This is a genomic window from Microbacterium marmarense (assembly GCF_037204165.1).
Classification (GTDB): Bacteria; Actinomycetota; Actinomycetes; order Actinomycetales; family Microbacteriaceae; genus Microbacterium; species Microbacterium marmarense.
This window is the reverse complement of sequence record NZ_JBBDGL010000001.1, coordinates 516,414-539,147: the sequence shown is the minus strand read 5'-3', so window position 1 is coordinate 539,147 and position 22,734 is coordinate 516,414. Positions and strand designations below refer to the sequence as shown.

The 22,734-nt window shown below is 62.7% G+C and carries 24 protein-coding genes and 1 tRNA gene; 9 read left to right on the top strand and 16 right to left on the bottom strand.

Annotation, left to right across the window (positions count from 1 at the left end):
- Window positions 1-65 precede the first annotated feature (65 nt).
- The 3 genes from WDU96_RS02440 to WDU96_RS02430 all read right to left on the bottom strand — a co-directional run bounded on the left by WDU96_RS02440 (window position 66) and on the right by WDU96_RS02430 (window position 2,307).
- The gene (locus WDU96_RS02440) at window positions 66-692 is read right to left on the bottom strand and encodes a DUF305 domain-containing protein (RefSeq protein ID WP_337336892.1); all 627 of its coding nucleotides are present in this window, start codon (window positions 690-692) and stop codon (window positions 66-68) included.
- A gap of 246 nt (window positions 693-938) precedes the next feature.
- A complete protein-coding gene (locus WDU96_RS02435) occupies window positions 939-1,136 on the bottom strand; it encodes a CDGSH iron-sulfur domain-containing protein (protein ID WP_337336891.1) in 198 nt (65 codons plus the stop codon).
- A gap of 133 nt (window positions 1,137-1,269) precedes the next feature.
- The gene (locus WDU96_RS02430) at window positions 1,270-2,307 is read right to left on the bottom strand and encodes an iron-containing redox enzyme family protein (protein ID WP_337336890.1); all 1,038 of its coding nucleotides are present in this window, start codon (window positions 2,305-2,307) and stop codon (window positions 1,270-1,272) included.
- Window positions 2,308-2,624: 317 nt separating this feature from the next.
- Here WDU96_RS02430 and WDU96_RS02425 point away from each other — a divergent pair, with 317 nt between their 5' ends.
- The 4 genes from WDU96_RS02425 to WDU96_RS02410 are packed head-to-tail and all read left to right on the top strand — an operon-like array spanning window position 2,625 to window position 6,991.
- Entirely contained in the window at window positions 2,625-3,887 is a 1,263-nt protein-coding gene (locus WDU96_RS02425) for a sugar ABC transporter substrate-binding protein (RefSeq protein WP_337336889.1), read from the top strand.
- Window positions 3,884-4,858 (top strand): carbohydrate ABC transporter permease, encoded by a 975-nt coding sequence (locus WDU96_RS02420; protein ID WP_337336888.1) that lies wholly within the window; start codon window positions 3,884-3,886, stop codon window positions 4,856-4,858. The genes WDU96_RS02425 and WDU96_RS02420 overlap by 4 nt, the downstream gene beginning before the upstream one ends.
- Window positions 4,858-5,706: a carbohydrate ABC transporter permease gene (locus WDU96_RS02415; RefSeq protein ID WP_337336887.1), complete on the top strand. Its 849-nt coding sequence runs from the start codon at window positions 4,858-4,860 to the stop codon at window positions 5,704-5,706. Before WDU96_RS02420 ends, WDU96_RS02415 begins: the two co-directional genes overlap by 1 nt.
- A 28-nt stretch (window positions 5,707-5,734) precedes the next feature.
- Window positions 5,735-6,991, top strand: a complete 1,257-nt coding sequence (locus tag WDU96_RS02410; RefSeq protein ID WP_337336886.1) for an ABC transporter ATP-binding protein — start codon at window positions 5,735-5,737, stop codon at window positions 6,989-6,991.
- Window positions 6,992-7,055: 64 nt separating this feature from the next.
- Here the strand turns inward: WDU96_RS02410 and WDU96_RS02405 are convergent, their stop codons facing one another.
- From WDU96_RS02405 to WDU96_RS02375, 7 genes are all read right to left on the bottom strand, one after another.
- Complete coding sequence (locus tag WDU96_RS02405) at window positions 7,056-7,472, bottom strand: ATP-binding protein (protein ID WP_337336885.1); 417 nt, start codon at window positions 7,470-7,472, stop codon at window positions 7,056-7,058.
- Window positions 7,462-7,794 carry an STAS domain-containing protein gene (locus WDU96_RS02400; protein WP_337336884.1) on the bottom strand — a complete coding sequence of 111 codons (333 nt, stop codon included), beginning with the start codon at window positions 7,792-7,794 and terminating at the stop codon, window positions 7,462-7,464. The genes WDU96_RS02405 and WDU96_RS02400 overlap by 11 nt, the downstream gene beginning before the upstream one ends.
- Window positions 7,791-9,752 carry a glycosyltransferase gene (locus WDU96_RS02395; protein ID WP_337336883.1) on the bottom strand — a complete coding sequence of 654 codons (1,962 nt, stop codon included), beginning with the start codon at window positions 9,750-9,752 and terminating at the stop codon, window positions 7,791-7,793. The genes WDU96_RS02400 and WDU96_RS02395 overlap by 4 nt, the downstream gene beginning before the upstream one ends.
- Window positions 9,749-9,955: a hypothetical protein gene (locus tag WDU96_RS02390; protein WP_337336882.1), complete on the bottom strand. Its 207-nt coding sequence runs from the start codon at window positions 9,953-9,955 to the stop codon at window positions 9,749-9,751. The genes WDU96_RS02395 and WDU96_RS02390 overlap by 4 nt, the downstream gene beginning before the upstream one ends.
- 13 nt (window positions 9,956-9,968) lie before the next feature.
- Window positions 9,969-10,160 carry a hypothetical protein gene (locus WDU96_RS02385; protein WP_337336881.1) on the bottom strand — a complete coding sequence of 64 codons (192 nt, stop codon included), beginning with the start codon at window positions 10,158-10,160 and terminating at the stop codon, window positions 9,969-9,971.
- 441 nt (window positions 10,161-10,601) lie between these two features.
- Window positions 10,602-11,162, bottom strand: coding sequence for a hypothetical protein (locus WDU96_RS02380; protein ID WP_337336880.1), 561 nt, complete (start codon window positions 11,160-11,162; stop codon window positions 10,602-10,604).
- A gap of 383 nt (window positions 11,163-11,545) precedes the next feature.
- Window positions 11,546-11,635, bottom strand: a tRNA-Ser gene (locus WDU96_RS02375).
- Window positions 11,636-11,737: 102 nt separating this feature from the next.
- On the opposite strand from WDU96_RS02375, the gene WDU96_RS02370 reads away from it, so the two are divergent.
- Entirely contained in the window at window positions 11,738-13,159 is a 1,422-nt protein-coding gene (locus WDU96_RS02370) for an MFS transporter (protein ID WP_337336879.1), read from the top strand.
- A gap of 39 nt (window positions 13,160-13,198) precedes the next feature.
- Window positions 13,199-14,149 carry an L-lactate dehydrogenase gene (locus WDU96_RS02365; RefSeq protein WP_337336878.1) on the top strand — a complete coding sequence of 317 codons (951 nt, stop codon included), beginning with the start codon at window positions 13,199-13,201 and terminating at the stop codon, window positions 14,147-14,149.
- A gap of 6 nt (window positions 14,150-14,155) precedes the next feature.
- Here the strand turns inward: WDU96_RS02365 and WDU96_RS02360 are convergent, their stop codons facing one another.
- Complete coding sequence (locus WDU96_RS02360; RefSeq protein WP_337336877.1) at window positions 14,156-14,623, bottom strand: DoxX family protein; 468 nt, start codon at window positions 14,621-14,623, stop codon at window positions 14,156-14,158.
- A 68-nt stretch (window positions 14,624-14,691) separates the two neighbouring features.
- Here WDU96_RS02360 and radA point away from each other — a divergent pair, with 68 nt between their 5' ends.
- Entirely contained in the window at window positions 14,692-16,059 is a 1,368-nt protein-coding gene (radA, locus tag WDU96_RS02355) for a DNA repair protein RadA (RefSeq protein WP_337336876.1), read from the top strand.
- 9 nt (window positions 16,060-16,068) lie between these two features.
- On the opposite strand, the gene WDU96_RS02350 is transcribed toward radA, so the two are convergent.
- The 4 genes from WDU96_RS02350 to WDU96_RS02335 all read right to left on the bottom strand — a co-directional run bounded on the left by WDU96_RS02350 (window position 16,069) and on the right by WDU96_RS02335 (window position 20,378).
- Entirely contained in the window at window positions 16,069-16,476 is a 408-nt protein-coding gene (locus WDU96_RS02350) for a dehydrogenase (protein ID WP_337336875.1), read from the bottom strand.
- Window positions 16,477-16,521: 45 nt separating this feature from the next.
- Entirely contained in the window at window positions 16,522-17,223 is a 702-nt protein-coding gene (locus WDU96_RS02345; protein WP_337336874.1) for a hypothetical protein, read from the bottom strand.
- 48 nt (window positions 17,224-17,271) lie between these two features.
- Window positions 17,272-17,775: an amino-acid N-acetyltransferase gene (locus tag WDU96_RS02340; protein WP_337336873.1), complete on the bottom strand. Its 504-nt coding sequence runs from the start codon at window positions 17,773-17,775 to the stop codon at window positions 17,272-17,274.
- 77 nt (window positions 17,776-17,852) lie between these two features.
- Window positions 17,853-20,378: an ATP-dependent Clp protease ATP-binding subunit gene (locus WDU96_RS02335; RefSeq protein WP_337336872.1), complete on the bottom strand. Its 2,526-nt coding sequence runs from the start codon at window positions 20,376-20,378 to the stop codon at window positions 17,853-17,855.
- A gap of 300 nt (window positions 20,379-20,678) precedes the next feature.
- Between WDU96_RS02335 and WDU96_RS02330 the strand changes: the two genes are divergently transcribed.
- Window positions 20,679-21,449 (top strand): hypothetical protein, encoded by a 771-nt coding sequence (locus WDU96_RS02330; RefSeq protein WP_337336871.1) that lies wholly within the window; start codon window positions 20,679-20,681, stop codon window positions 21,447-21,449.
- On the top strand, window positions 21,446-21,676 hold the full coding sequence (locus WDU96_RS02325) for a helix-turn-helix domain-containing protein (RefSeq protein WP_337336870.1): 231 nt from the start codon (window positions 21,446-21,448) through the stop codon (window positions 21,674-21,676). The genes WDU96_RS02330 and WDU96_RS02325 overlap by 4 nt, the downstream gene beginning before the upstream one ends.
- A 300-nt stretch (window positions 21,677-21,976) precedes the next feature.
- Here WDU96_RS02325 and WDU96_RS02320 read toward each other — a convergent pair whose 3' ends face one another.
- A complete protein-coding gene (locus WDU96_RS02320; RefSeq protein WP_337336869.1) occupies window positions 21,977-22,690 on the bottom strand; it encodes a hypothetical protein in 714 nt (237 codons plus the stop codon).
- Between the last annotated feature and the right edge of the window lie 44 nt (window positions 22,691-22,734).

Sequence of the window (22,734 nt, the reverse complement as noted above, 5' to 3'; positions counted from 1 at the left end):
TCGAGGGGGTTGCGATGTGCTCGGCACCGCGTTAGTGGGCTCGCCGGAGGAGCGCCTTGACTCGGCTATTCCTGCGCGCAGTTGCGGTCGGCCACTACCGAGAAGTCAGGCACCAGCCTCGACGCCGCTTCGTCCGCGGTCTCGGCGGGCCCGTTGTCTTGAATGTCGCGGATCAGCCAGTCCATCTCTGCAATCTCGCGGCGCTGAGCCTCGCTGATCTCAACTGCCAGTTCGCAAACCCGCACGTCGACGTTCTGAAACCGCTCCGAGCGGGTGATTGCGAGGGAGTGGTGCGGAATCATCCCGTTCATGAACGCCACATCGTCGACGAGCACCTGGCTCCGGTCGAGAGCGATGCCTCCGCCGACCATGACGAGGCTCACAACGACGACTGCAACGTTAGCCTTGGTATTTCGATACATGCCGAGCATCCACGCGAGCATGACGAGACCCATCGTGCCACCCATAGTGATCGCCATGAACACGCGACTCTCGCTGAATCGCACGTGGCCCCATTCCCACGATGCGGCGAACATGGCGAAGTACATCACCACCATCGCGGACAGAATCATGGCAGCGAACTGCATGTACTTTTTGCCGGTTTTGGGCCGCGAACCGTGTCCGTGATCGCCGCTGGACGAATGTTCGTCGTGATCCCGGCGCGCCCGCTCGTCGTCACTCATGTCGTGCATCGATGTCATCCCTTCGAATGGTCTGTCCCGTCACACGCCGTTGCCCCCTGATAGCAACCAGAAGAACGGCGTCGTTATACCCTCAGCGGCTTGTGGGGCTTTGTGAACCCCCTGGCGGCGCGACGGCGCCCCTCCTACAATCGTGCAATTCCGTAGAGATTCCAGACACAGATCTGCCACTCGAGCAGCCCGGGCTGAGCCGCCCCGCACGCAACGTGAACTCGCAGAGTATGCGAGCGGCGTCCCCTACGCGCGAAACCCCGATAGTTTGTGGCTTCCGTCACACCACGGCTTGATGACCGACAGACCGCATCGGCACAGCGCCACGGTTTCGCGTTGTCGTTCAAGCGGCTCACCGTCTGCGCCAGTGATTTCCACTGGTCCACGAACGATCAGCGGACCGTTCGGGTACGCCGCGATCGAGGGCAGCTGCGAATCGTTCATGTGGTTGCCTTTCGAAGTTCTCGGAGCGGCGACGCAGAGCGCCGTATGACGGCAACCCGGCCGCACACGCTCCGCGCAACATGAGCGCACGACATGATGCACGCCGCAGCGACAAGCGACAGCGTGTCGACAGTCACGCTCGCCCCAGCGGCGTCGCCACTCGAAGTGCCGAACGCCCGTGCTCCCATGCCTCACGGATGTCGTCGGCGACCATGTCATCGACGAGAAGACAGGCGGCGGCACCGAAGATCACGTCGTTCAGGAGCTCCGGCTCGGACTCCACGAGTGCGCCTGCAAGATCTCGCCCGGCGATCTGCTCGTGGACGGCGTCAGCCTCGACGTGCTCGTCGAAGTACTCGGTCACCTCGTCGCCGAACCCGAGTCGCCGGAATCCGTCCGCGTAGCCGCGGTTCGGAAGCGACGAGGTCATCTCGAACGCAGCCAGGTGCCCGACGATGGCGCCACGAAGTCGTCGGTGAAGTCCGAACAGCGACATCATGTTGTGCGATGCCAGCAAGATCGGCGGGACGGCGTCGATGTACGTGGCATAGGTGGCATCGAGCCCTGCGCCGCGCATCGACCTCGCAAAGATCTCGGCATGGATGCGTTGCGGACGCCCACCGCCATACTCGTCGGCTTGAATCTCGACGAGGGCCGCCTTTGCGCGACCGGTGAGCCGTGGGATCGCCCATGAGTGCGGGTCTGCTTCGCGCAGCGTGTAGACACTCCGAAGGATAAGGAACTCCCGTGCCTGCTCGACCGTCGCCGACTTCGCCATGAACCGAGACAGACTCGGCCCCGGCGTCGGCGCCGTCAACGCGAAGAGGTACTCTGCGACGGCATCCGCCGTTGCATCCGGAGCCACGGGACGCTGCACGGCCGCGCGCAGCGCCACCTCCATGGCGGCCTCGAGGATGCCGCGCACTCGGATGAGCCCGGGGTTCCATTCCCACCCGGCATCGAACTGCGTGATCGAGCCGTAGTGCACTGAGTACATAAGGAACAGCGACAGCTGCGCGTCATCGTCGTGAAGAATGTCGGGCGAGCACGCGAGTATGTTCGCGATGCACGCGGCATCCGCTTCAAAGCTGTCAACTGGCGGTCCGGCCAGCGCATCGATGAGGAGCTCGCTCAGCGCCCCTCGGGATGAAAAAGTGAGTGTCGACCGCATTGGGGCCGGTGAAATTGACAGGCTGATGGTGCTCTCCGTGTGTCGCAAGGATGGTGGTTCCTAATTCTCACCGACGCGCTCCGGAGCGACTCAGGGCTTGACGTGCGGTACACAAGCGGCTATCCATCGCCGCGCTCTGGGCGGTTGGCGATGATGCGCAGCAGCATCGAAGCACCCCTTCGAGACCATTAGCGCACGGAGCCTGACCAGCGCAACCCTGTGTGCTCTTGCGGCGTTCCGACGCACAATTGGGCGATACGACCGCTCGAGAATCACCCACCCACGCGGCGAGACACTGCACGAAGCGAGGAGGCCGGATGCGAGGCACGCGAATGTTGGCTGCGGTGTCGGTGGTCGCTCTCACCTCGACGCTCGGCGCCTGCGCCCCAGCAGACGACACCCCGACCCTCACCTGGTACATCAACCCAGATGCCGGAGGTCAGGCGCACATCGCTGAGCTCTGCACAGAGGCGGCTGACGGCGCGTATCGAATTGAGACGTCCTTGTTGCCGCGCGACGCCGCATCTCAGCGCGAGCAACTGGCGCGTCGGCTGGCGGCGAGCGATCGGTCGCTCGACATCATGAGTCTCGATCCCCCATTCATCCCCGAGCTCGCCGAGCCCGGGTTCCTCGCTCCCGTCCCCGACGAGCTGCAGAGCACCGACGGCATCGTGCAGGGCGCGATCGACTCCGCGAGCTGGAACGACGAGCTGGTGACCGTACCGTTCTGGGCCAATACGCAGCTGCTTTGGTACCGCGAATCCGTCGTCGAAGAGGCCGGGCTCGATATGAGCGAGCCCGTGACGTGGGAGCAGATCATGGATGTTGCCGCTGAGAACGACCTGCAGCTCGGCGTGCAGGGCGCACGCGCCGAATCACTCACGGTGTGGGTCAACGCGCTCATCGCCTCGGCAGGCGGAGAGATCCTCATGAACCCGGGCGCCGCAGCCAATGAGATCGAACTCGGGCTCGACACCGACGAAGGCCGCGCCGCGGCCGAGATCCTGTCCCGCATCGGATCGGAGGGTCTCGCGGGAACGGGGTACCCGACCGCGGATGAGAATGCGAGCCTGTCGCTGTTCCAAGGCGATTCCGGCTCATTCATGGTGAATTGGCCGTTTGTCTGGCCCGCGCTTAACGAGTCTGCTCCCGAGATCGCAGACGACCTGGGATGGGCGATCTACCCTCGTGTGGATGCTGATACCGAGGCCGCGCCACCGGTAGGCGGCATCAATCTCGGGGTCGGCGCGTTCAGCGAGAACCAAGAGCTCGCGTGGCAGGCCGTCGAGTGCATCGTGCAGCCCGAGAACCAAGCTGAGTACTTCGTCACCAATGGGAATCCCCCCTCGAACACCGCGGCGTACGAGGACCCGTCTGTGCAAGAGGAGTTCCCTATGGCCGATGTCATCCGCGAATCGCTCGACCTTGGAGCACCGAGACCGCAGACGCAGTACTACAACGAGATCTCGCTCGGGCTGCAGTCCACCTGGCACCCGCCGGGCTCGGTGAATCCTGACACGACGCCGCAGACGTCACAGGACTTCATCACCGCTGTGTTGCGAGGGGAGCGACTCCTATGAGCGCCCAGACGAGCATCGACACGAAAACGCCCACTGATCGCGACGATACGCCCCAGAAGACAAAGAAGACCAAGCGCTCAGCAAGGACGCGCGCGGAAGCTCGACTCGGGTGGATGCTGGCGGGGCCGGCCTTCGGCATCATGCTGCTGGTCACGATGTACCCGATCATCCAGGCGTTCTACGATTCGCTGTTCAGCCTGCGCCTGACCGCCCCCGACGACCGCGAATTCATCTGGTTTCGCAATTACGCAGTGGTGCTCACCGACCCCGCATTCTGGGAATCGATGTGGATCACGCTTTTCATCACTGTGGTGACCGTGATCCTCGAGCTGCTCCTCGGGTTCGCTCTCGCTCTGGTGATGCACCGCGCGGCGAAGAAACTGCGCGGCCTTGCGCGCACAGCCATTCTCGTTCCCTATGGGATCGTCACCGTCGTCGCGGCGTTCGCGTGGTTTTATGCGTTCGATGTGAACTCAGGCTTCGTCAACAGCTGGCTCGCGTGGATCCCCGGCTATAACGACGAACTCAACTGGTTCGCCTACCAGGGCACGTCGCTCTTCGTCATCATCCTCTCGGAGGTGTGGAAGACGACGCCATTCATCTCGCTTCTTCTGCTGTCGGGACTCGCTCAGGTGCCCGGAGACCTTGAAGAAGCCGCCAAGGTCGATGGGGCGACCGGCTGGGAGGTCATGCGCCGGGTGATTCTGCCGAATATGAAGGCCGCGATCATGGTCGCGGTGCTCTTCCGCACACTCGAGGCGTTCCGCATCTTCGACAACATCTATGTCATGACCGCCGGCGCCAACGGCACCGAAGCGCTCTCGCTGCTGGCATACAACACCTCGATTGGCCGGCTGGAGATCGGGCTCGGCTCAGCGATCTCGGTGCTCCTGTTCCTCAGCGTCCTTATCATCGCTGCGATCTTCATCCGCGGGTTCAAAGTCGACCTCACCGGTGGGAGGAACAGCTGATGCGCGCGATGAACTGGCCGCAGCGAATCGGATGGATTGCGATCCTCCTGGCCGTGCTGGTCTGGTCGCTCTTCCCCGTCTTTTCGATCCTCATGACCTCGTTCAAGACACCGGCAGGGCTGTTCTCGGGCACGCTGGTTCCCACGGAGTGGACGCTCGACAACTACGCCGAGATCCTCACTCCTGGCGGGTCGGCGCAAGAGCTTTTCCTGACGTCACTGCGCAACTCGATCGGTATATCGCTCATCGCGACGGCGATCGCCGTCGTTCTCGCAACCCTCTGCGCCTATGCCATCGCGCGCCTGGACTTTCCCGGAAAAGGCGTGATCCTCGTCACGGCGCTCGCGGTGTCGGTGTTCCCCGTCGTATCGATTGTCACGCCACTGTTCAACCTGTGGCGCACGATCGGCCTCTACGACACCTGGCTCGGGCTCATCATCCCTTACCTGTCGCTCACCCTGCCGATCTCGATCTGGACTCTTTCTGCGTTCTTCCGGCAGATTCCGTGGGAATTAGAGCAAGCCGCTCAGGTCGACGGCGCTACGCCGTTCGAGGCTTTTCGCAAGACAGTGGTCCCGCTGGCCGCGCCAGGAGTCTTCACCACGGCGATCATCGCGTTTTTCATCGCCTGGAACGACTTCGTATACGGGATCTCGCTGACCTCGACGGATGCTGCTCGGCCGGTTCCCGCCGCGCTGTCGTTCTTCACGGGCGCGTCACAGTTCGAAGACCCCACGGGCGCGATCTCGGCCGCCGCGATCGTCGTCACCGTGCCCGTCGTCATCGTGGTGGTCATCTTCCAACGCCGCATCGTGTCGGGCCTCACCCAGGGTGCGGTCAAGGGATGACACCGCACTCTCGAGATAAGGAGCTGTCATGGCATCCATCACTCTGAACAACGTCGTCAAGACATACGACGATGGCTTCACCGCAGTCAAGGGCGTTGATCTCGACATCGCGGACGGGGAGTTCGTGATCCTGGTGGGCCCTTCAGGCTGCGGCAAGTCGACGCTCCTGCGAATGATCGTGGGACTGGAAGACATCTCTGATGGTGAGCTGCAGATCGATGGCGAAACCGTCAACGACAAGGCTCCCAAAGACCGCAATCTCGCCATGGTCTTTCAGAACTATGCGCTCTACCCCCACCTGACCGTCTACGAGAACATCGCGTTTCCGATGAGGCTGAAGTCCAGCACGGTCGACGCAGACGAACTCGACAAGCGCGTCAAGCGGGCGTCGAGTCTGCTCGAACTCGACGAGCACCTCGACCGCAAACCGGCAAACCTCTCGGGAGGGCAACGCCAGCGGGTCGCGATGGGTCGCGCGATCGTGCGCAACGCCGCGGCATTCCTCTTCGACGAGCCGCTGTCAAACCTCGACGCGAAGCTACGCGGTCAGATGCGTACCGAGATCGCCAGACTCCAGCGATCGCTCGGAATCACCACGGTCTACGTCACGCACGACCAAACCGAGGCGATGACGCTCGGCGACCGTGTGGCAGTGCTGCGACGCGGAGAGATGCAGCAGGTCGCAAGTCCTCGTGGGCTTTACGAGCAGCCGGCGAACCTGTTCGTAGCCGGCTTCATCGGCTCACCGCCCATGAACTTTCTCGGCGGCACAGTCGACGGCGACACCCTGCACCTACCCATGGTCGACGTACCGATGGACGATCGTTTGCGCGCGGCCGTCGGCGACCGCGATCTGGTCATCGTTGGCGTACGACCCGATTCGTTCGCTGATAAGGAGTCCCTTGAGCGGGAACCGGAAGGCGGCGTCGAGGTCGAACTCGAGTTCGAGATGACGGAGTGGCTCGGCGAAGTGCTGTACGCATACGTGCCGTTCGACGTCGACGGCGCTGTGCGCGACAAGCTCGCAGAGCTCGATCGCGATCTTGACGGTGAGAGCTTGCGCACCGAGCTGGTCGTCGCCCTCGACGCCACAAGTTCGATCCGTGACGGCGACACGGCGACGCTCTGGTTCTCACTCGACAAGCTGCACGTGTTCGATCCCGAGACCGGCGAGAATCTCACCCGTGATGAGGAGCGGGCCGAGAAACTCGAAGAGGATGCTCGCGCGCAACGCAAGCGCGCGCTAGAGCGGGCGCGCGAGCGAGCCAGCACATCGTCAGAGTGACCCGGCGCGGCTTGGCAGCGGAGTCAAGCGGCCAGTCCTGGATTACGGCGAGAGCCGTCCGCAACTAGACGACGCCACGCACGACGCGGCGCAATCGCCACGTGTTGCCTTCGTGCGTCTCGTGCACGAGCTCGTCGAGCGTGGCAAGGGCGAGCGCAAGCCCCCGGCCAGATTCGGCGTGCCAGTCGGGCATCTGAATTGACGACAGGTCGATGAGGGCAGGATCGGCTGTATCCGTGAAGACGGCCTCCAGCATCGTCTCGGTCATCGTCAGCGTGAGCGATACATGAACTGGTTCACGGGCGCTCGCATGTTCGACGATGTTTGCGGCAATCTCGCTCACGGCGAGCGCGAATGGTTCGCGGTCCTCGGCAGGGACAGGAGGTCCCGACTCCCACAGCGCGGCGAGTGCGTCCAGGACACGATCGGTAAGGTCAGCGCCGACCCTCCCACAAACGTGTTCAGTCCGCTCAGTCGGCATCGAAGGCCGCCTCAGGCGAAGGATAGTCGTGCAGCACACGATCTAGATTGGTCAGTTTGAACACGTTCCGGACCTGATCCGTGATGCCAGTCACCCTCAGGTCGCCGCCCGCCAACCTGGCTGACTTCAGGCCTCCGACGAGAGCTCCGAGCCCAGAGGAATCCACGAACTCCGTCGCCGACAGATCGACGGCGACGCGCACGTCGCCCGCGGCAACGAGTTCGTCTACCGTTTGTCTGAATTGGGCGACGGATGGAGCCGTCAGACGGCCTTCGAGTCTGATCACGGCGCAGCGTTCGCCCGTTATGACGCTGAGGTTCACGAGGGTTCCTCTCTGAATGTCGTCCCCTCACGCGCGGGGCCGCGGTACAGGGCTGCCTGGATGATGACGCTGAGTACCACCAGGTCGTAGATGACCCAGACGGTGTTGACGAGCGTACCTGTCCCGTCGGCGGTGCCGACAGCGAGCCGTCCGAGGCCGATGATGAGCGCGAGAGACAGCACCGCGATCGCGATGAGTTGCGGCCAGATCTCGCGCCACGGAAAACCCTCGCGTGTCGAACCATCCTTTCGCGTGACGACGAACGAGAGCGGGCGACCAAACACGACGTTCGCGAATGCGGTACTGCAGGCAACGATCCACACCGGAAAAAGGGCGAGCGAGTACTGCTGACCGCGCCACGTCCGAAGTCCGCGGGCGACCACGAGGAAAAGGATCTGATTGACAAGAAAGTAGGGTATGAACCGCGCGAAGAAGTCGACGCTCCATGCCGTGACGGGCAGGACACCGAAAACGAGATAGATCACCGGAGCGGCCAGGTACACGATTGCTGCATATCCCGAGATGTAGCTCCACATCGTGGAGAAGTACATCAGCCGTTGCCCCGCCGACAGCCCTTTCTTCACGAGAGGGTTATCGCGCAACATCACCTGCAGAGTCCCCTGCGCCCAGCGAAGGCGCTGTTTGAGCATCGTGCGCAGATCCTCGGGAGCGAGGCCGACCGCCAGGATTTCGTGGTGGTAGACGCTACGCCAGCCGAGCGCGTGCAATTGCATTGCGGTCGCCATGTCCTCGGTCACGGAGATCGTCGCGAGCGGCTGCACCGGCTGGGCCTCGTCCGGTCTGTCTACCCGCAGAGCGTGGAGCAGAGCTGAGACGGACTCCACCGCCGCCAGAGGTGAGAACTCATGATTGGCCAACGCATCCAGCGCATCGTCGTCGATCACGACGGCGTCGAGTTCGGCGTCGCGCTCGACGGGGAGACTTTCAATCATCGCGAGATCGGCGCGGAGGTTGGCGAAGTCGCGCGCCACCAGCTGACGAGAAGCCTTGTTCACAGCAGCCTGCAAACGGTACGTGACATCACCGATCGCTGCGCCGGCCGCGATCTCCGAACGCGCTCCAGAAACATCTGCGACGAGCGACTTCAACTGCCGACCGACATCCGGATCCAACTCACGACGACGGACGGCTTTCGCCAACATCGACTCGGCCGCCCTCAGGGTACGCATGGTCGACCTCTCCAAATCGCGCACATACCCGACGATCCCCAGCTGCATGAGAGCGTCCCGTCGCAGGACCGCGTTGGAGCCACAGAAGAAAGCCGCGTTCCAGCCATCCTTGCCTTGCTGAATCGGACCGTAGAAGAGGGGCGCCTGGCTGCCGAGCGGGTCAGCATCGTCCACATTGCCGAACCACTGCGGTGTCTGAACGAGAGCGACCGCCGGATCATCGGCGAAATAGCCAAGCGTGCGGTGCAGGATGAGGGGGTCCGGAATCTGATCGGCGTCGAGAATCAGCAGGAATTCGCCCTCGGTTTGAAAGAGTGCATTGTTGAGGTTTCCCGCTTTCGCATGGCGCGGCTTGTCATCCCAGTCGTTGGAGCGGCGAATGTACCCGATGCCCGCTGCGCGCGCGGCCTCTTTCATGTCATCGCGCGCTCCGTCATCCAGGATCCACGTCTCGTGCGGGTATGCGATGCGCTGCGCGGCGAGGGCCGTCGCTAAGACCATCTCGATGGACTCGTTGTAGGTGGTGATGAAGACATCGACCGTGCCCTCGGGAGCCGATACGGGCGCCGGGCGATCACGTGCTCGCCACATCGTGAGCGAGAAGAAAAAGGTGTCGACGAGACTATAGGTTTCGGCAAGCACGAGAGGAACGGCGATCCACCAAGCCGACCAGTTCACCGATTCCAACCAGCGCCACGCAACATAGTTGGCGCCGAGAATTACGGATAGGGCCGCGACTATCCGGATGAAGACCAAGCGAGCGCTCACCCGTCCCTCCTCTCCACCAGAACGGTCGCGTCGTCGTGGGGCGCGTCCGTCGACTCGAGCCACTCGAATCGACCGTCACTCCGCAGAACGAATGTCAGGCTGTGCCGCGCATCGACACACGCGAGCGATCCCGACGCGACGTCGATCTCAGCGAGGACTGCGGTGACAAAGATGTTTGATCCCCCGATGTATTCTTCGAGCATCTGATCGACTGTGTCACCGCGTCCGGGATGCTGCGTGCGGGCGCGGTGACTCGCGACCGCTCGCCGTGAGTGTGTGCCCAGGAACTGCCGGTGGATCATCGGCGAAGACAGCCTTCTGCACGAGCACCGCCTGGTCGATCTCGTCTTCGCGTGTGATTTCACTCTGCACCCATTGCGCCAGTTCGCGCAAGGGTTGGATCAACATAATTCCCCTTAATCAGCACGCCACTCAACCCAGGAGCGGACCGAGAAAACCCCTGATCATGCGGTGCCGGCAATCGAGCTTGACCCAACACCAAACGAGACCCGCTCAAGCACACTCTTTCCGAATCGCGCTGTCGCTCCGCTTGGGGTACCAGCGTCAAAAGACTCAACGTACACAGTCGCCCACTCGCAGCGTCACTGAAGTAAGGCAATGGCTTCGCCTGTCCCCTCCTCGATGCTTCCATCCTCATCCCATATGCCAGGGGGATCTGAAGGGAAGTCGATGCCCTCCGGCAACGAGATGGCCAGCTCGTTCGCAGCCTGTCGGTGAGTATCTGTCCTTGTTGGGCGCCGCGGTCCTCGGCAGTGCAAGCACTCAACACAAGTATCGATTTCAGCCCCGCGATGATCGATAGAGACTTCCGCTGATCGGCTGAACGCTTCACAGCATCTTCTCGATCTCCGCAGCGTATTTGGTGGCGTTTTCCGTCATCGAGAGAGCGATTGAACTGTCGCCCGCGAATCGCGTGATCTCTGGTGGGCAATCAACGTCGGTGACGGTCAGCTCGCGTTCGGCGAATCGCCCGGCAAGGCTGCCGCAACTATGCCGTGATTGGTTCGTCGTGACGAGCCCGCTGGATGCAAAAGCACCCGCACCGAAGAACACCAGGAACGACACGGATCCGTCAGGGTTCTCGATGATGTCGTACACAGCGCGTTCTTCAGCCGGTCCAGGTTCCTCTCCCGTGTACTCCCTCATGTCATTGAAGAACACCGTTGCGATGTCGTCGCTGGAGATCTCCCCGAGCGCAGTGTGGTCAGCCAGAAGGTTCGCGGTATCCGTCTCGGTGATGGATAGGAGCAACGCCACGCCGAGCTCCGCTTCTTCGACCGCTTGCGTATACGCGCGGCTAGTCCCGCAACCGACCGCCGACACGCAGACGAGCGCAAGGAGAAGGCCTGACGCGAGCGGGCGAGCTACCGGTATAGGTCTCCGGCCCATGACCCCGTTCCACCTCCTGGGCACGCTGTTGTCAGTTGCGCGTTCATCGCGTAGGTGTTGCCCGGCAGGTCTGGCGTCGCCAGAGAATCGGGTGCGTGAATGAAGTTCTGCATGTCATGTGGGCTAGTCCACGAAAGGGAGTTGCTCGGCTGAGTGCCCGGTACGCCTGAGCGTAGCCCAAGCCACAGCTCCTGACCGCACGCTCGCGATGCCGAACATCTGTGCGGTCGCGCGCTCGCCGGCAGCGCGACCGCCCACCTCATTCGACGTCGATCAGCCTCAGTCCAATTCAAATGTGGGCAAAGTGTGGGCACAATCCCATTGCAGGGCAAAGCAAAACCCCCGCGATCCCAGTGTTTACAAGGGACGTGCGGGGGTTTTAGTGGCGGTGACGGTGGGATTTGAACCCACGGTAGGGGTGAACCTACACAACATTTCGAGTGTTGCACCTTCGGCCGCTCGGACACGTCACCATCGACCAGTTTACGATAAGGATGCCGATGCCGCGAATCGGGTGATCCGCCTTCATCCGGGCGCGATACCCCAGCTGCGCGCAAACGCAATACGGTGGCCATATGAGTTCCGCGCCCGAGGAGTCGCCGGGCCGGAACCCGGCCGAGAGAATGTCGCGAGACCAGCGCGTCATTCTGGTCATCGCGGTGCTCGCGTCGTTCGTGGCGTTCCTCGATGGCACAGTAGTCAACGTCGCATTGCCTGCCATCCGCAACGAACTCGGCGGCGGTTTGGCGACACAGCAGTGGGTGGTCGATGCCTACCTGATCACCCTGGGCGCGCTGATCCTTGTCGCGGGTTCAATCAGCGATGCGTACGGACGTGTGCTGGTGCTGCGGCTCGGGCTCATCGGGTTCGGCGCAGCATCCATCGCCGTTGCAGCCGCGCCGACAGCGGAGTTTCTCATCGTTGCGCGCGCTCTACAAGGCGCGGCTGGCGCATTGCTCGTTCCTAGTTCTTTGGCTCTCATCACCTCGACTTTTCGAGGCGTAGCCCAGGGTCGCGCGATCGGCGTGTGGACAGCAATGACCACCACGGCGATGATTGCGGGGCCGGTCATCGGCGGCGTCTTCGTTGATCTGCTCTCATGGCGACTCGCGTTCCTCATAAACGTGGTGCCGATCGCGATCACCCTTTGGCTGCTCACGCGCACCCGCGTGCGCGACGTGCGTCGCCCCGACGCTTCGGTCGACTGGCTTGGTGCGGTGCTCTGCACGGCGGGGCTGGGCACAGTGGTCTTCGCGCTCATCGAGCAACCGCGCCTCGGTTGGCAGTCTGCGGCAATCTGGCTGCCGCTGGCGGGCGGCAGCATCCTATTCATCCTCTTCATTATTCGACAGCGCCGCGTGCGCAATCCGATCTTGCCGCTCGACCTATTCACGGTGCGCAACTTCTGGACGGGCAACGTCGCGACATTCTTCATCTATGGCGCACTCGCGCTCAATGGCTTTGTCGTCGCGGTCTATCTGCAACAGAGCGCAGGGCTCTCGGCAACCTTGGCTGGGCTGGCAAGCCTGCCCAGTACTGTGTTGCTGATCGTGCTCAGCTCGCGAGTCGGCGCGGTCGCGGCGCGCATCGGACCTCGGCTGTTCATGACCGTCGGTCCGCTGCTGATGGGGGCCGGCGCTCTGCTGTTGCTCACCGTGTCGCTCGATTTCTCGTACTGGTGGCAGGTGCTGCCAAGCATGGTGCTGAGCGGCTTCGGGCTCGCGCTCATGGTGGCCCCGCTGACCACCACGATTCTCGGCTCGATCGACACCGAACGCTCGGGCATCGCCTCCGCTGTCAACAACGCGGTGTCACGTGTCGCTGGGCTCGTCACCATCGCACTGCTCGCCACCATCGTCGGCGGCGCGCTCGATCTTGAGGGCTTCCATCGCGCAGCCATCGCGACGGCAATCTTCATGTTCGCGGGCGGCGTGGTGTCGTTCTTCGGCATCCGAAACACGCAGATTCATCATGACGCGCGGCAGACGGGGCTTTAGTCCTGGTGCAGATTCCGCTGCCCCTGCCAGACTGGATGCATGGCCGTTATTGAGAACTCCAAAGTCACCGTTGTAGGCGCCGGCAGCGTCGGCTCCAGCGTCGCGTACGCAGCGCTCATCCGAGGCTCCGCACGCCACGTCGCGCTCTACGACATCGCCACCGAAAAGGTCGAAGCCGAAGTTCTCGACCTCGCACATGGCACCCAGTTCACGGGGACCAGCAGCATCACCGGCGGCAGCGACATCTCGGTCGCCGAGGGTTCGCACGTCGTGGTGATCACTGCCGGCGCGAAACAGAACCCCGGTCAGACCCGCATCGAACTGGCGGGAGTCAACGCCGGCATCATGCGCAAGATGATGCCGCAGCTGCTTTCGGTAGCACCCAACGCCGTCTACGTGATCGTGACCAATCCGTGCGACGTGCTGACCGTGCTGTCGCAACAAGAAACCGGCCTGCCGCCCGAGCGCATCTTCGCCTCGGGCACCGTGTTGGATACATCGCGGCTGCGCTGGAAGCTTGCCGAGCGTGCGGGCGTCTCAACCTCCAGCGTGCACGCCTACATTGTCGGCGAGCACGGTGACACCGAGTTTCCGCTGTGGTCGGCCGCAACGATCGGCACCGTCCCGATCCTCGAATGGGTCACCCCCGCAGGTGACCGCATGACCGTAGAAGAACTCGACCAGATCGCGATTGACGTCCGTGATGCTGCGTACAAGGTCATTCAGGGCAAGGGCGCGACCAACTACGCAATCGGCCTTTCAAGCGCCCGCATCATCGAGGCGATTCTCGGCGACGAGCACGCGGTGATGCCAGTGTCTCCTGTGCTGACTGACTTTCACGGCCTCAGCGGCGTCGCACTCTCGGTGCCGTCGATTGTCAGCGCCAGGGGTGCATTCCCGATCGCTGAGACACGGTTCTCACCTAACGAACGTGAGCTGTTCCACCGCTCAGCAGATGCACTCACCGAAGTCGCGAACTCTTTGCGATAGCAGTGATCAGTGGATGCTGCCACCTGCGGCATCTACTGATGCTTGCTGGCGCTTCGCACGCCATGCCCGCCACGCGCCCGTCGCCCACAGAGCCCACAGCACCAATAGCGGCTGAAAGAGCAAGCGGATTCCGCGAGATAGATCGGTGTCAAGACCGAAAGCGTCTCGTCCCTCAACAAACTGCGCGATGTTGCCGGGGAACACGGCGATGAGAAACGCCGCGGTGATCCATCCGATCGGCACACGCCAGCGGCCTAGAAACAACAGTGCGAGCCCGAGCGCGATCTCGACGACTCCCGAGGCGATCACGACGAAATCGACGTCGAACGGCAACCATGGCGGCACCTGCGCGCGAAAATCCTCACGCGAAAAGGTCAGATGCGAAGTGCCTGCGAGCACCAAGAAAGCGCCGAGAAGCCAGCGCGCGATACGCCGCAGCCACGGTCGGGGTTCGCTCGGCGATAAGGGGGTCATCTTTCCAGTGTGAGCCATCGGTGCCTATGCCGGCGGCGATTGTCGTACCCGGCCCGTACGCTGATCTCATGGCGACCCGCAAACCCACCACCGCCGCGGCCTACCGATGCACGGAGTGCGGGTGGACGGCCCACAAGTGGGTAGGCCGTTGCGGCGAATGCCAGCAGTGGGGCACCGTAGTCGAAAGCGCCGAGCAAACGGGCATCTTGCGATCGGTCACAGCGGTTGCGCCCGGCGCATCACGCGCGGCACGGCCGATTACCGCGATTGACACCGCAGATACGCCGCGGCGCAGCACCGGGGTGGGCGAATTCGATCGGGTTCTGGGCGGGGGCCTAGTACCCGGCGCGGCAATTCTGCTGTCTGGCGAGCCCGGGGTGGGCAAGTCGACGCTGCTTCTCGAAGTGGCAGCGAAGGCTGCCCAGTCGGGGCGGCGGGTGCTCTACGCCAGCGCTGAAGAGTCCACCGGCCAGGTGCGTCTGCGCGCAGAACGCACCGGGGCGCTGCACGACAGCCTTTATCTCGCCAGCGAAACCGACCTCGCCACCATTCTCGGACACGTTGACGAGGTGAAGCCTGACCTGCTGATCGTCGATTCAGTGCAAACCGTGTCGTCATCGATGTCTGACGGCATGGCTGGCCACCCGTCGCAAGTGCGTGAAGTGGCGGCGACGCTCATTCGCACGGCGAAAGATCGAGACCTTCCCACCATCATCGTCGGACACGTGACGAAAGACGGATCAATCGCTGGTCCCCGCATTCTCGAGCACCTCGTTGATGTGGTCTGTCACTTCGAGGGCGATCGCCAGACGTCGCTGCGTTTCGTGCGCGCGCTCAAGAATCGCTTCGGCCCCACTGACGAAGTCGGATGCTTCGATATGACCGGTGCAGGAATCGCCGAGGTGCCCGATCCGAGTGCCCTCTTTCTCGGTCACGGCAGTACAGAACCGGGCACCTGCGTCGCGATTGCGCTTGAAGGCCGGCGCGCCTTGCCAGTCGAAGTGCAGGCGCTGACAATCACGACAAATGCACCGAATCCACGCCGCATCGTGAACGGCGTCGACTCAGCTCGGGTGGCGATGGTGCTCGCGGTGCTCGAGAAGAAGGCCGGCATCGTCACCTCGAACCAAGACGTCTATGTATCGACTGTCGGCGGCGTGAAGTTCACCGAACCTGCCGCCGACCTCGCCATCGCCCTCGCTGTAGCGGGGGCGGTACGCAACGAAGCGATCCCCAAGCACATCGCGGCAATCGGTGAACTGAGCCTCGCGGGCGAGATTCGCCCGGTAACGCAAGCCGCGCAGCGGCGCACCGAGGCCGTACGGCTCGGCTATCGCGACCTGATCGACAGCCGCTCGTCGCGGCTGCGTGGAGCGCTCGATGACGTGCGGGCTCGTTCCAAGAGCCGCCCGGGCGACGACATTCCCCGGTTCTAGGGCAAGAGATTACGCGTCGAGCGCCGCGATCAAGTCCGCGGGAGTTGCCTGCATCGCGTGTGGGCCTGCGATATCGAAGAAGACGGTCGTGATCTCGTCACCGTGCACTTCAAGAAACGCGTGCAGCCATGCCGGTGACTGCAGGGCAACACCGGGCGGCAAGCTTTCTGGCTTATTGGCGGCATCGCTGAACAGAAGCAGCGCTACATCGCCGGTCTTCGGATCACGGTACGTCCACACCTCACCTGAATCGAGGGGGTTATCACGCTGGCCCGCGCGCATGAGCGGCGCAACCGTCGGCCCGTGCCGCAGAGCGAACGCAACCGCAGCCATGTCGCCGGTCTGCAACGCGTCGCTCAACTGCGGGTTGCGAAACTCCAGGGGCGCTTGCTTCTTCGATCGCTTCTTGCCTGCCACCCCACCAGCGTAGTCGCGGCCAGCAGGCCCTGTCTTTTCGGCGGGTCAGTAGAGCTGGAACGACGCGGTTTCAAACGACGGGATGCCGCCGATCTCTACCGACAGGTGGTAGGTGGCGCCAGCGCCAGCTGCTCGCGGTCGGGTCTCGTCGTCACATGTGCCTACCGATGAACGGGTCCGGTCCCATTCGAGGGGCGCCGCGCTTGAGACGGTTTGGCCAGCTGCCAACATGACGACCATATCGCTCGGTTCGCTCTGGCAGTCGGTCGAACGCCACCACACATCGCTGCCGCTCGATACCTCGAACTTCTGTGTGCTGGTGCCCACGTTCAAACTGCAGTCTGTCTCGCCGTCGTTGGTCAAGGTGATCGAGAACTGCGGGTTCTCGTCAGCGGTGTAGCTGCTCTGGTCTGTCACCGGAACAACTGTGATGGCGCTTTCTACGCACGGGGTCACGACAGGTGTCGCGTCAGGCGTCGCGGCGGAAGCATCGCTCGTCGGCTGCGCGGTAGCAGTTGGTGACGCTGCGGCGCTTGATACGGGCGCCGGAAGGTCGGACGCCGCTGCCTGCGAAGCGGGCACATTCGCATCGGAAGTTGCTTCGGTCTCAACACCCCAGCTCTGCCATGGCTGCGCGATGAGAAGCCACACCGATCCTGCAATCGCGATGATCGCGAGCAGCAGCACAATGCGCCGGCGCCGATAGACGGCGGGGGAGTGCTTTCTGCGACGTTCCTGGCCGGTCATGAATCCAGGGTAGGCGTGCCTTGCCGAGTCTTTGGTGTGACTCGCCCCTCAGAGGCTCTTCAGCATGCGAGTGTTGCCGAGAGTGTTCGGCTTGACGTGCGCGAGATCGAGAAACTCGGCGATACCTTCGTCGGGGCTGCGCACGAGTTGAGAGTACACATCGGGATCGACAACCTGTTCGCCGATCGTCGAAAAGCCTCGCCGTTCGAAGAACGCCACTTCAAACGTGAGGCAGAACAGTCGCGAGATTCCGAGCGCACGCGCATTGTCTTCCAGAGCTTCAACGACGCGGCGGCCCACGCCGCGTTGCAGCCACTCGTCTGAAACGATCAGCGTGCGAACCTCGCCGAGGTCTTCCCACATCACGTGGAGCGCGCCACAGCCGATGATCGTGCCGTCTTCCGCCTCGGCGACGACAAACTGCTGGGTCGACTCATAGAGCACCACGAGATCTTTGCCCAGCAGAATGCGTCGCTGCACGTAGGGCTCCAGCAGCGACTGGATTGCCCGAACGTCTCGCGTCGCGGCTGGTCTGACGGTGAAAGTACTCACCGCTCAAGCCTACGGCCCACACAGCGAAGGGCGGATGCTCCCTTTCGGAAGCATCCGCCCTTCGATATGGTGTGCGGTCAGTCGCTGGTTGCGGCGAGGTACGGCGTGGACGCGATCTCACCTTGGGTGACCTCGCCGACAGCCACCTTCTCGCCGCGGGGTGCGGTCTTGAACGCGAACTGTCCGTCGGCGAAGTCAACCTTCACGTGGTCGCCCGCGTTGAGCGTGCCGTGGAGGATCTGCTCGCTAAGTGCGTCTTCGACCTCGCGCTGCATGGCACGACGCAACGGTCGTGCACCGAGAGTCGGGTCGAAGCCGATCTCGATGAGCCGTTCCTTCGCACTGAGCGACAGCTCAACGGTCATGTCGCGGTCGAGCAAACGTTCGCTGAGGCGCTTGGTGAACAGATCAACGATCTGCACCAGCTCCTCCTTCGACAGCTGCGGGAACACGATGACGTCGTCGACACGGTTGAGGAACTCAGGCTTGAAGTGACGCTTCAGCTCTTCGTCTACCTTGCCCTTCATGCGCTCGTAGGTCGTAGCTGAGTTGCCCTCAACTTGGAAGCCGACCGGGCCGCCAGCGATCGCCGACGAGCCGAGGTTCGTCGTCATGATGATCACGGTGTTCTTGAAGTCGATAACGCGACCCTGGCCGTCGGTGAGACGACCTTCTTCGAGAATCTGCAACAGCGAGTTGAAGATGTCTGGGTGAGCCTTCTCGATCTCGTCGAACAGCACCACCGAGAACGGCTTGCGGCGCACCTTCTCGGTGAGCTGGCCACCTTCTTCGAAACCGACGAAGCCGGGAGGGGCACCGAACAGACGAGACACGGTGTGCTTCTCGCCGAACTCGCTCATGTCGAGCGAAATCAGCGCCGACTCGTCGTCGAAGAGGAACTCCGCGAGAGCCTTCGCGAGCTCGGTCTTACCCACACCGGTCGGGCCGGCAAAGATGAACGAGCCACTGGGGCGCTTGGGGTCCTTCAGGCCGGCACGTTGACGGCGAATCGTCTTCGCCAGCGCGGCGATGGCTTCTTCTTGGCCGATGACGCGCTGGTGCAGCGCCTTCTCCATGAAGACCAGACGGCTGGACTCTTCCTCGGTGAGCTTGAAGACCGGAATGCCGGTCGCCTGTGCGAGCACCTCAGCGATCAGACCTTCGTCAACCACCGCGTGGCTGGCAACGTCACCCGAGCGCCACTGCTTCTCGAGTCGCAGACGCTCTGCCAGAAGAGACTTCTCTTCGTCGCGCAGTGATGCAGCCTTTTCGAAGTCCTGCTCTTCTGAAGCGATCTCTTTGTCGGCACGAACGCGAGCGATCTTGTCGTCGAACTCACGCAGTTCGGGCGGGCTCGACAGAATCGACAAGCGCAAGCGCGCACCCGCTTCATCGATCAGGTCGATCGCCTTGTCTGGCAAGAAGCGGTCAGCGATGTAGCGATCAGCCAAGTTGGCTGCCGCGACGATGGCGCCGTCGGTGATTTGAACCTTGTGGTGAGCCTCGTAGCGGTCGCGCAATCCCTTGAGGATGTTGATCGAGTGAGGAAGGCTCGGCTCCGCAACCTGAATCGGCTGGAAGCGACGCTCGAGCGCAGCATCCTTCTCAAAATGCTTGCGGTACTCGTCGAGAGTCGTGGCACCGATGGTCTGAAGCTCACCGCGGGCAAGCAGCGGCTTCAGAATGGATGCTGCGTCAATCGCGCCTTCGGCTGCACCGGCGCCCACGAGGGTGTGGATCTCGTCAATGAAGACGATGATGTCGCCGCGCGTGCGGATCTCTTTCGTGACCTTCTTGAGTCGCTCTTCGAAGTCACCGCGGTAACGAGAGCCGGCGATGAGCGAGCCGAGGTCGAGCGAGTAGACCTGCTTGTCTTTGAGGGTCTCGGGCACGTCGTTCTTCACGATCGCCTGAGCGAGGCCTTCGACGACCGCTGTCTTTCCGACGCCGGGCTCACCGATGAGAACAGGGTTATTCTTCGAGCGACGCGACAGGATCTGCATGACCCGCTCGATCTCTTTCTCGCGACCGATGACCGGGTCGAGCTTGTTGTCGCGCGCAGCCTGGGTGAGGTTGCGTCCGAACTGGTCAAGCACCGCCGAGCCGCCCTGAGCGGATGCGGGCTGCTCCCCCGCTCCGGCGGCGACGCCCGCGGGCTCCTTGCCCTGGTATCCGCTGAGCAGCTGGATGACCTGCTGGCGCACCTTGTTGAGGTCAGCGCCGAGCTTGACGAGCACCTGAGCGGCAACACCTTCACCCTCGCGGATGAGACCAAGCAAGATGTGCTCGGTGCCGATGTAGTTGTGACCGAGCTGCAGCGCTTCGCGCAGGCTCAGCTCGAGCACCTTCTTGGCACGCGGTGTAAAGGGAATGTGGCCGGTCGGCTGCTGCTGCCCCTGGCCGATGATGTCTTGCACCTGCTCGCGCACAGCGTCGAGCGAGATACCGAGGCTCTCAAGTGCCTTCGCAGCAACACCCTCGCCCTCGTGAATGAGACCGAGCAGGATGTGCTCGGTTCCGATGTAGTTGTGGTTGAGCATCTTCGCCTCTTCTTGGGCGAGCACAACCACACGACGTGCACGGTCGGTAAATCTCTCGAACATCGCTTCCTCCGGGGTACCTGGGTCGGTCGACCACTGAGTGCCTTACATCGAGGGTAACGAGAGCGCGCGAACGGTATGCCCGTGTTCGCCCTGGGCATACGCGCCGACCGGGGGTTGACCTGCAGCATTCGTAGACATATCGTTTTTCGATAGCAACGTTTATCGATATGGAATTCTGCAAAAAGGATGCAGCGATCGGTCGGGGTGCGCACCTGCAAAGGGATGCGCCGGGGCTCGAATGAGTTCGGTCACCGCGCTCGCACTTCGCCGTTCACAACCGATCTGTCGGGAGGACTCCCAATGACGTCGTACACGCCAAACCTTGAGCTTGCTCTTGCGCCAAACCTCGAGTTTGCTCTTGCGCTGCTGGCCGCATCGGCCGTTGCTATCGGTGGACTGATCGCCCTCTTTGTCTGGCGGGCGCGCAGACGCAACAGCAAGACAGTGCTGATGGATGTCGCAGCACGAATTTCAATCGTGTGGATAGCGCTCACCGCCGTTGGAGTACTCGTGTTGCTGCCAAGCTGGTTTCTTCAACCGAACGTGATGGTTGCTCATCTCCCCCTGATTACCGCGTGGCCGAGTGATCTGCCCTGCCTCGGCGAGCCTGTCCCCGCCTCGTCTGCAACGGCCACCTCGCTTTACTGCGCCTCGGTCAACACAGCAACCGCAAGCATCACCAATCTCAGTACTGCGGCGACCGTCGTGCTGGCATCTGCTGATCTGCTGGCGCTCGTCGTCGCGGTCTTTCCCGCGATCGTCGTGCTCGTCATCTGCAATCAAGCACGTGAAGGCACGCCGTTCTCAGCCCTCACGAGCCGGTGGCTCTTCATTGGTGCGGGTGTCATTCTCATCGCTGGCATCGGAAGCACCGTTCTCAACGACATCGGCAGCACCATGGCAGCAGCTGAGGTGTTGCCACAACCGGGCGCGGGTACGACAACAGCCGCAGGGATTGCCACATTCTCCATTCCCTACTGGCCGCTTGGCGCTGCTGGCATCGCCGCACTTATGGGCACCATCTTTCGCCACGGTGCTCAGTTGCAGCGAGATACGGATGGCCTCGTATGACGCCCGCCGAAGATGAGGGACCGAGCGGTGTGCACTGCAGACTCGACGAGTTGCTGGCCGAGCGCGGCATGACGCTCACACGGCTGTCGCAGATCGTCGGGGTCTCGATCGTGAACCTGTCGGTGCTCAAGAACGACCGTGCTCGCGCAATCCGCTATTCGACGCTCTCTGCGATCTGCCGCGCCCTCGACTGCGAGATCGGCGAATTGCTGGTGCGCGTTGACTAGCTCCTGCTGAGCCCTGTGGAGTCGCTAGGACACGAGGCTGTCACGGGAGGACAGAAAACGGTGCTGGCGTTGGAGGCGATTGTGCACATTCGCCTCCAACGCCAGCAACCAACGTTGCGGGTATGCTCCCCGAGCCACTCTCCCCAGAGTGCCCTCAACGGTTAAAACCGTATTCGAGCCGCAACTGCGCCAACGGCCAATACACTGCTCGTGCGAGGCGCCGCCCCGCAATACCGCGGGTGTTTCTGCCTAATCCGGACAATCCCGAACAGCGCGAAACCGCATGTGGTGAACCTCGACCTAGTTGACGCCGATGATGGGCACCCGCACATCATCGACTCCAGCGCCGGTGAGCACAGCTTCGACGTCAGCAGCGTCTTCAAGGTCTGTCACCCACGCGACCGTGGTCTGCGGCGCCATGTCCAGCGTGCACACCTGATCAGCATCCGGCGTTGCGAACGTGACGGTGACCTCAGCAGGGCCAGTGGCCTCTGAATTCTCGATCACCGGCAAGCACGAAGATGATCCCCACGTCAGAATCACGAACTGTCCGTCAGCACCCGTCCAGCCGGCGCTTGGCAGCCCCTCCATCAGCCCGTCACCGGGAACAAGGCCGTCGACGCCAGCGAGCGATGCCTCGCCCTCGACCGCGCCGGTCGTGATCACGGTGACGTTTTGGGCGGTGTCAACGCCGTCAGGAACAGCCACCGCGCTCGCACGCGGAACCAGGTCGCGCGTGCAGACCTCACCGAGCTCGGTGAGCTCAACGGTGAGCACTTGGCCGCTCACTGACACCTCACCCGCAACCGGCACGCAGCTGGAGCTGCCCAGAGTGACCACACCGATCATCGCTCCGCCATCAAGCCATGCGGCCTCGACTTCGGCGCCGTCAGCGGGCTCCTCGACGGGCGTCTGCGTGGGAGCGTCGCCTGGCGACGACGTCGAACAGCCGACCAGCACGCTCCCCAGAAGCACTACCAGCCCAATCCCGGCACCGATCAAGCGAACGCCCACGAGCGCCACCTTTCTCAAAGAGGATGGATGCTGCGCAGCATCCA

What these genes read in the sequence shown, in the direction of transcription:
- WDU96_RS02410 (WP_337336886.1), top strand. Translation starts at nt 5,735, where the DNA reads ATGGCATCCATCACTCTGAACAACGTCGTCAAGACATACGACGATGGC.
- WDU96_RS02435 (WP_337336891.1), bottom strand. Translation starts at nt 1,136, where the DNA reads ATGAACGATTCGCAGCTGCCCTCGATCGCGGCGTACCCGAACGGTCCG.
- WDU96_RS02420 (WP_337336888.1), top strand. Translation starts at nt 3,884, where the DNA reads ATGAGCGCCCAGACGAGCATCGACACGAAAACGCCCACTGATCGCGAC.
- WDU96_RS02430 (WP_337336890.1), bottom strand. Translation starts at nt 2,307, where the DNA reads ATGCGGTCGACACTCACTTTTTCATCCCGAGGGGCGCTGAGCGAGCTC.
- WDU96_RS02380 (WP_337336880.1), bottom strand. Translation starts at nt 11,162, where the DNA reads ATGGGCCGGAGACCTATACCGGTAGCTCGCCCGCTCGCGTCAGGCCTT.
- radA (WP_337336876.1), top strand. Translation starts at nt 14,692, where the DNA reads ATGGCGACCCGCAAACCCACCACCGCCGCGGCCTACCGATGCACGGAG.
- WDU96_RS02370 (WP_337336879.1), top strand. Translation starts at nt 11,738, where the DNA reads ATGAGTTCCGCGCCCGAGGAGTCGCCGGGCCGGAACCCGGCCGAGAGA.
- WDU96_RS02360 (WP_337336877.1), bottom strand. Translation starts at nt 14,623, where the DNA reads ATGACCCCCTTATCGCCGAGCGAACCCCGACCGTGGCTGCGGCGTATC.
- WDU96_RS02425 (WP_337336889.1), top strand. Translation starts at nt 2,625, where the DNA reads ATGCGAGGCACGCGAATGTTGGCTGCGGTGTCGGTGGTCGCTCTCACC.
- WDU96_RS02330 (WP_337336871.1), top strand. Translation starts at nt 20,679, where the DNA reads ATGACGTCGTACACGCCAAACCTTGAGCTTGCTCTTGCGCCAAACCTC.
- WDU96_RS02405 (WP_337336885.1), bottom strand. Translation starts at nt 7,472, where the DNA reads ATGCCGACTGAGCGGACTGAACACGTTTGTGGGAGGGTCGGCGCTGAC.
- WDU96_RS02390 (WP_337336882.1), bottom strand. Translation starts at nt 9,955, where the DNA reads ATGCTCGAAGAATACATCGGGGGATCAAACATCTTTGTCACCGCAGTC.
- WDU96_RS02345 (WP_337336874.1), bottom strand. Translation starts at nt 17,223, where the DNA reads ATGACCGGCCAGGAACGTCGCAGAAAGCACTCCCCCGCCGTCTATCGG.
- WDU96_RS02365 (WP_337336878.1), top strand. Translation starts at nt 13,199, where the DNA reads ATGGCCGTTATTGAGAACTCCAAAGTCACCGTTGTAGGCGCCGGCAGC.
- WDU96_RS02325 (WP_337336870.1), top strand. Translation starts at nt 21,446, where the DNA reads ATGACGCCCGCCGAAGATGAGGGACCGAGCGGTGTGCACTGCAGACTC.
- WDU96_RS02385 (WP_337336881.1), bottom strand. Translation starts at nt 10,160, where the DNA reads ATGTTGATCCAACCCTTGCGCGAACTGGCGCAATGGGTGCAGAGTGAA.
- WDU96_RS02440 (WP_337336892.1), bottom strand. Translation starts at nt 692, where the DNA reads ATGCACGACATGAGTGACGACGAGCGGGCGCGCCGGGATCACGACGAA.
- WDU96_RS02415 (WP_337336887.1), top strand. Translation starts at nt 4,858, where the DNA reads ATGCGCGCGATGAACTGGCCGCAGCGAATCGGATGGATTGCGATCCTC.
- WDU96_RS02335 (WP_337336872.1), bottom strand. Translation starts at nt 20,378, where the DNA reads ATGTTCGAGAGATTTACCGACCGTGCACGTCGTGTGGTTGTGCTCGCC.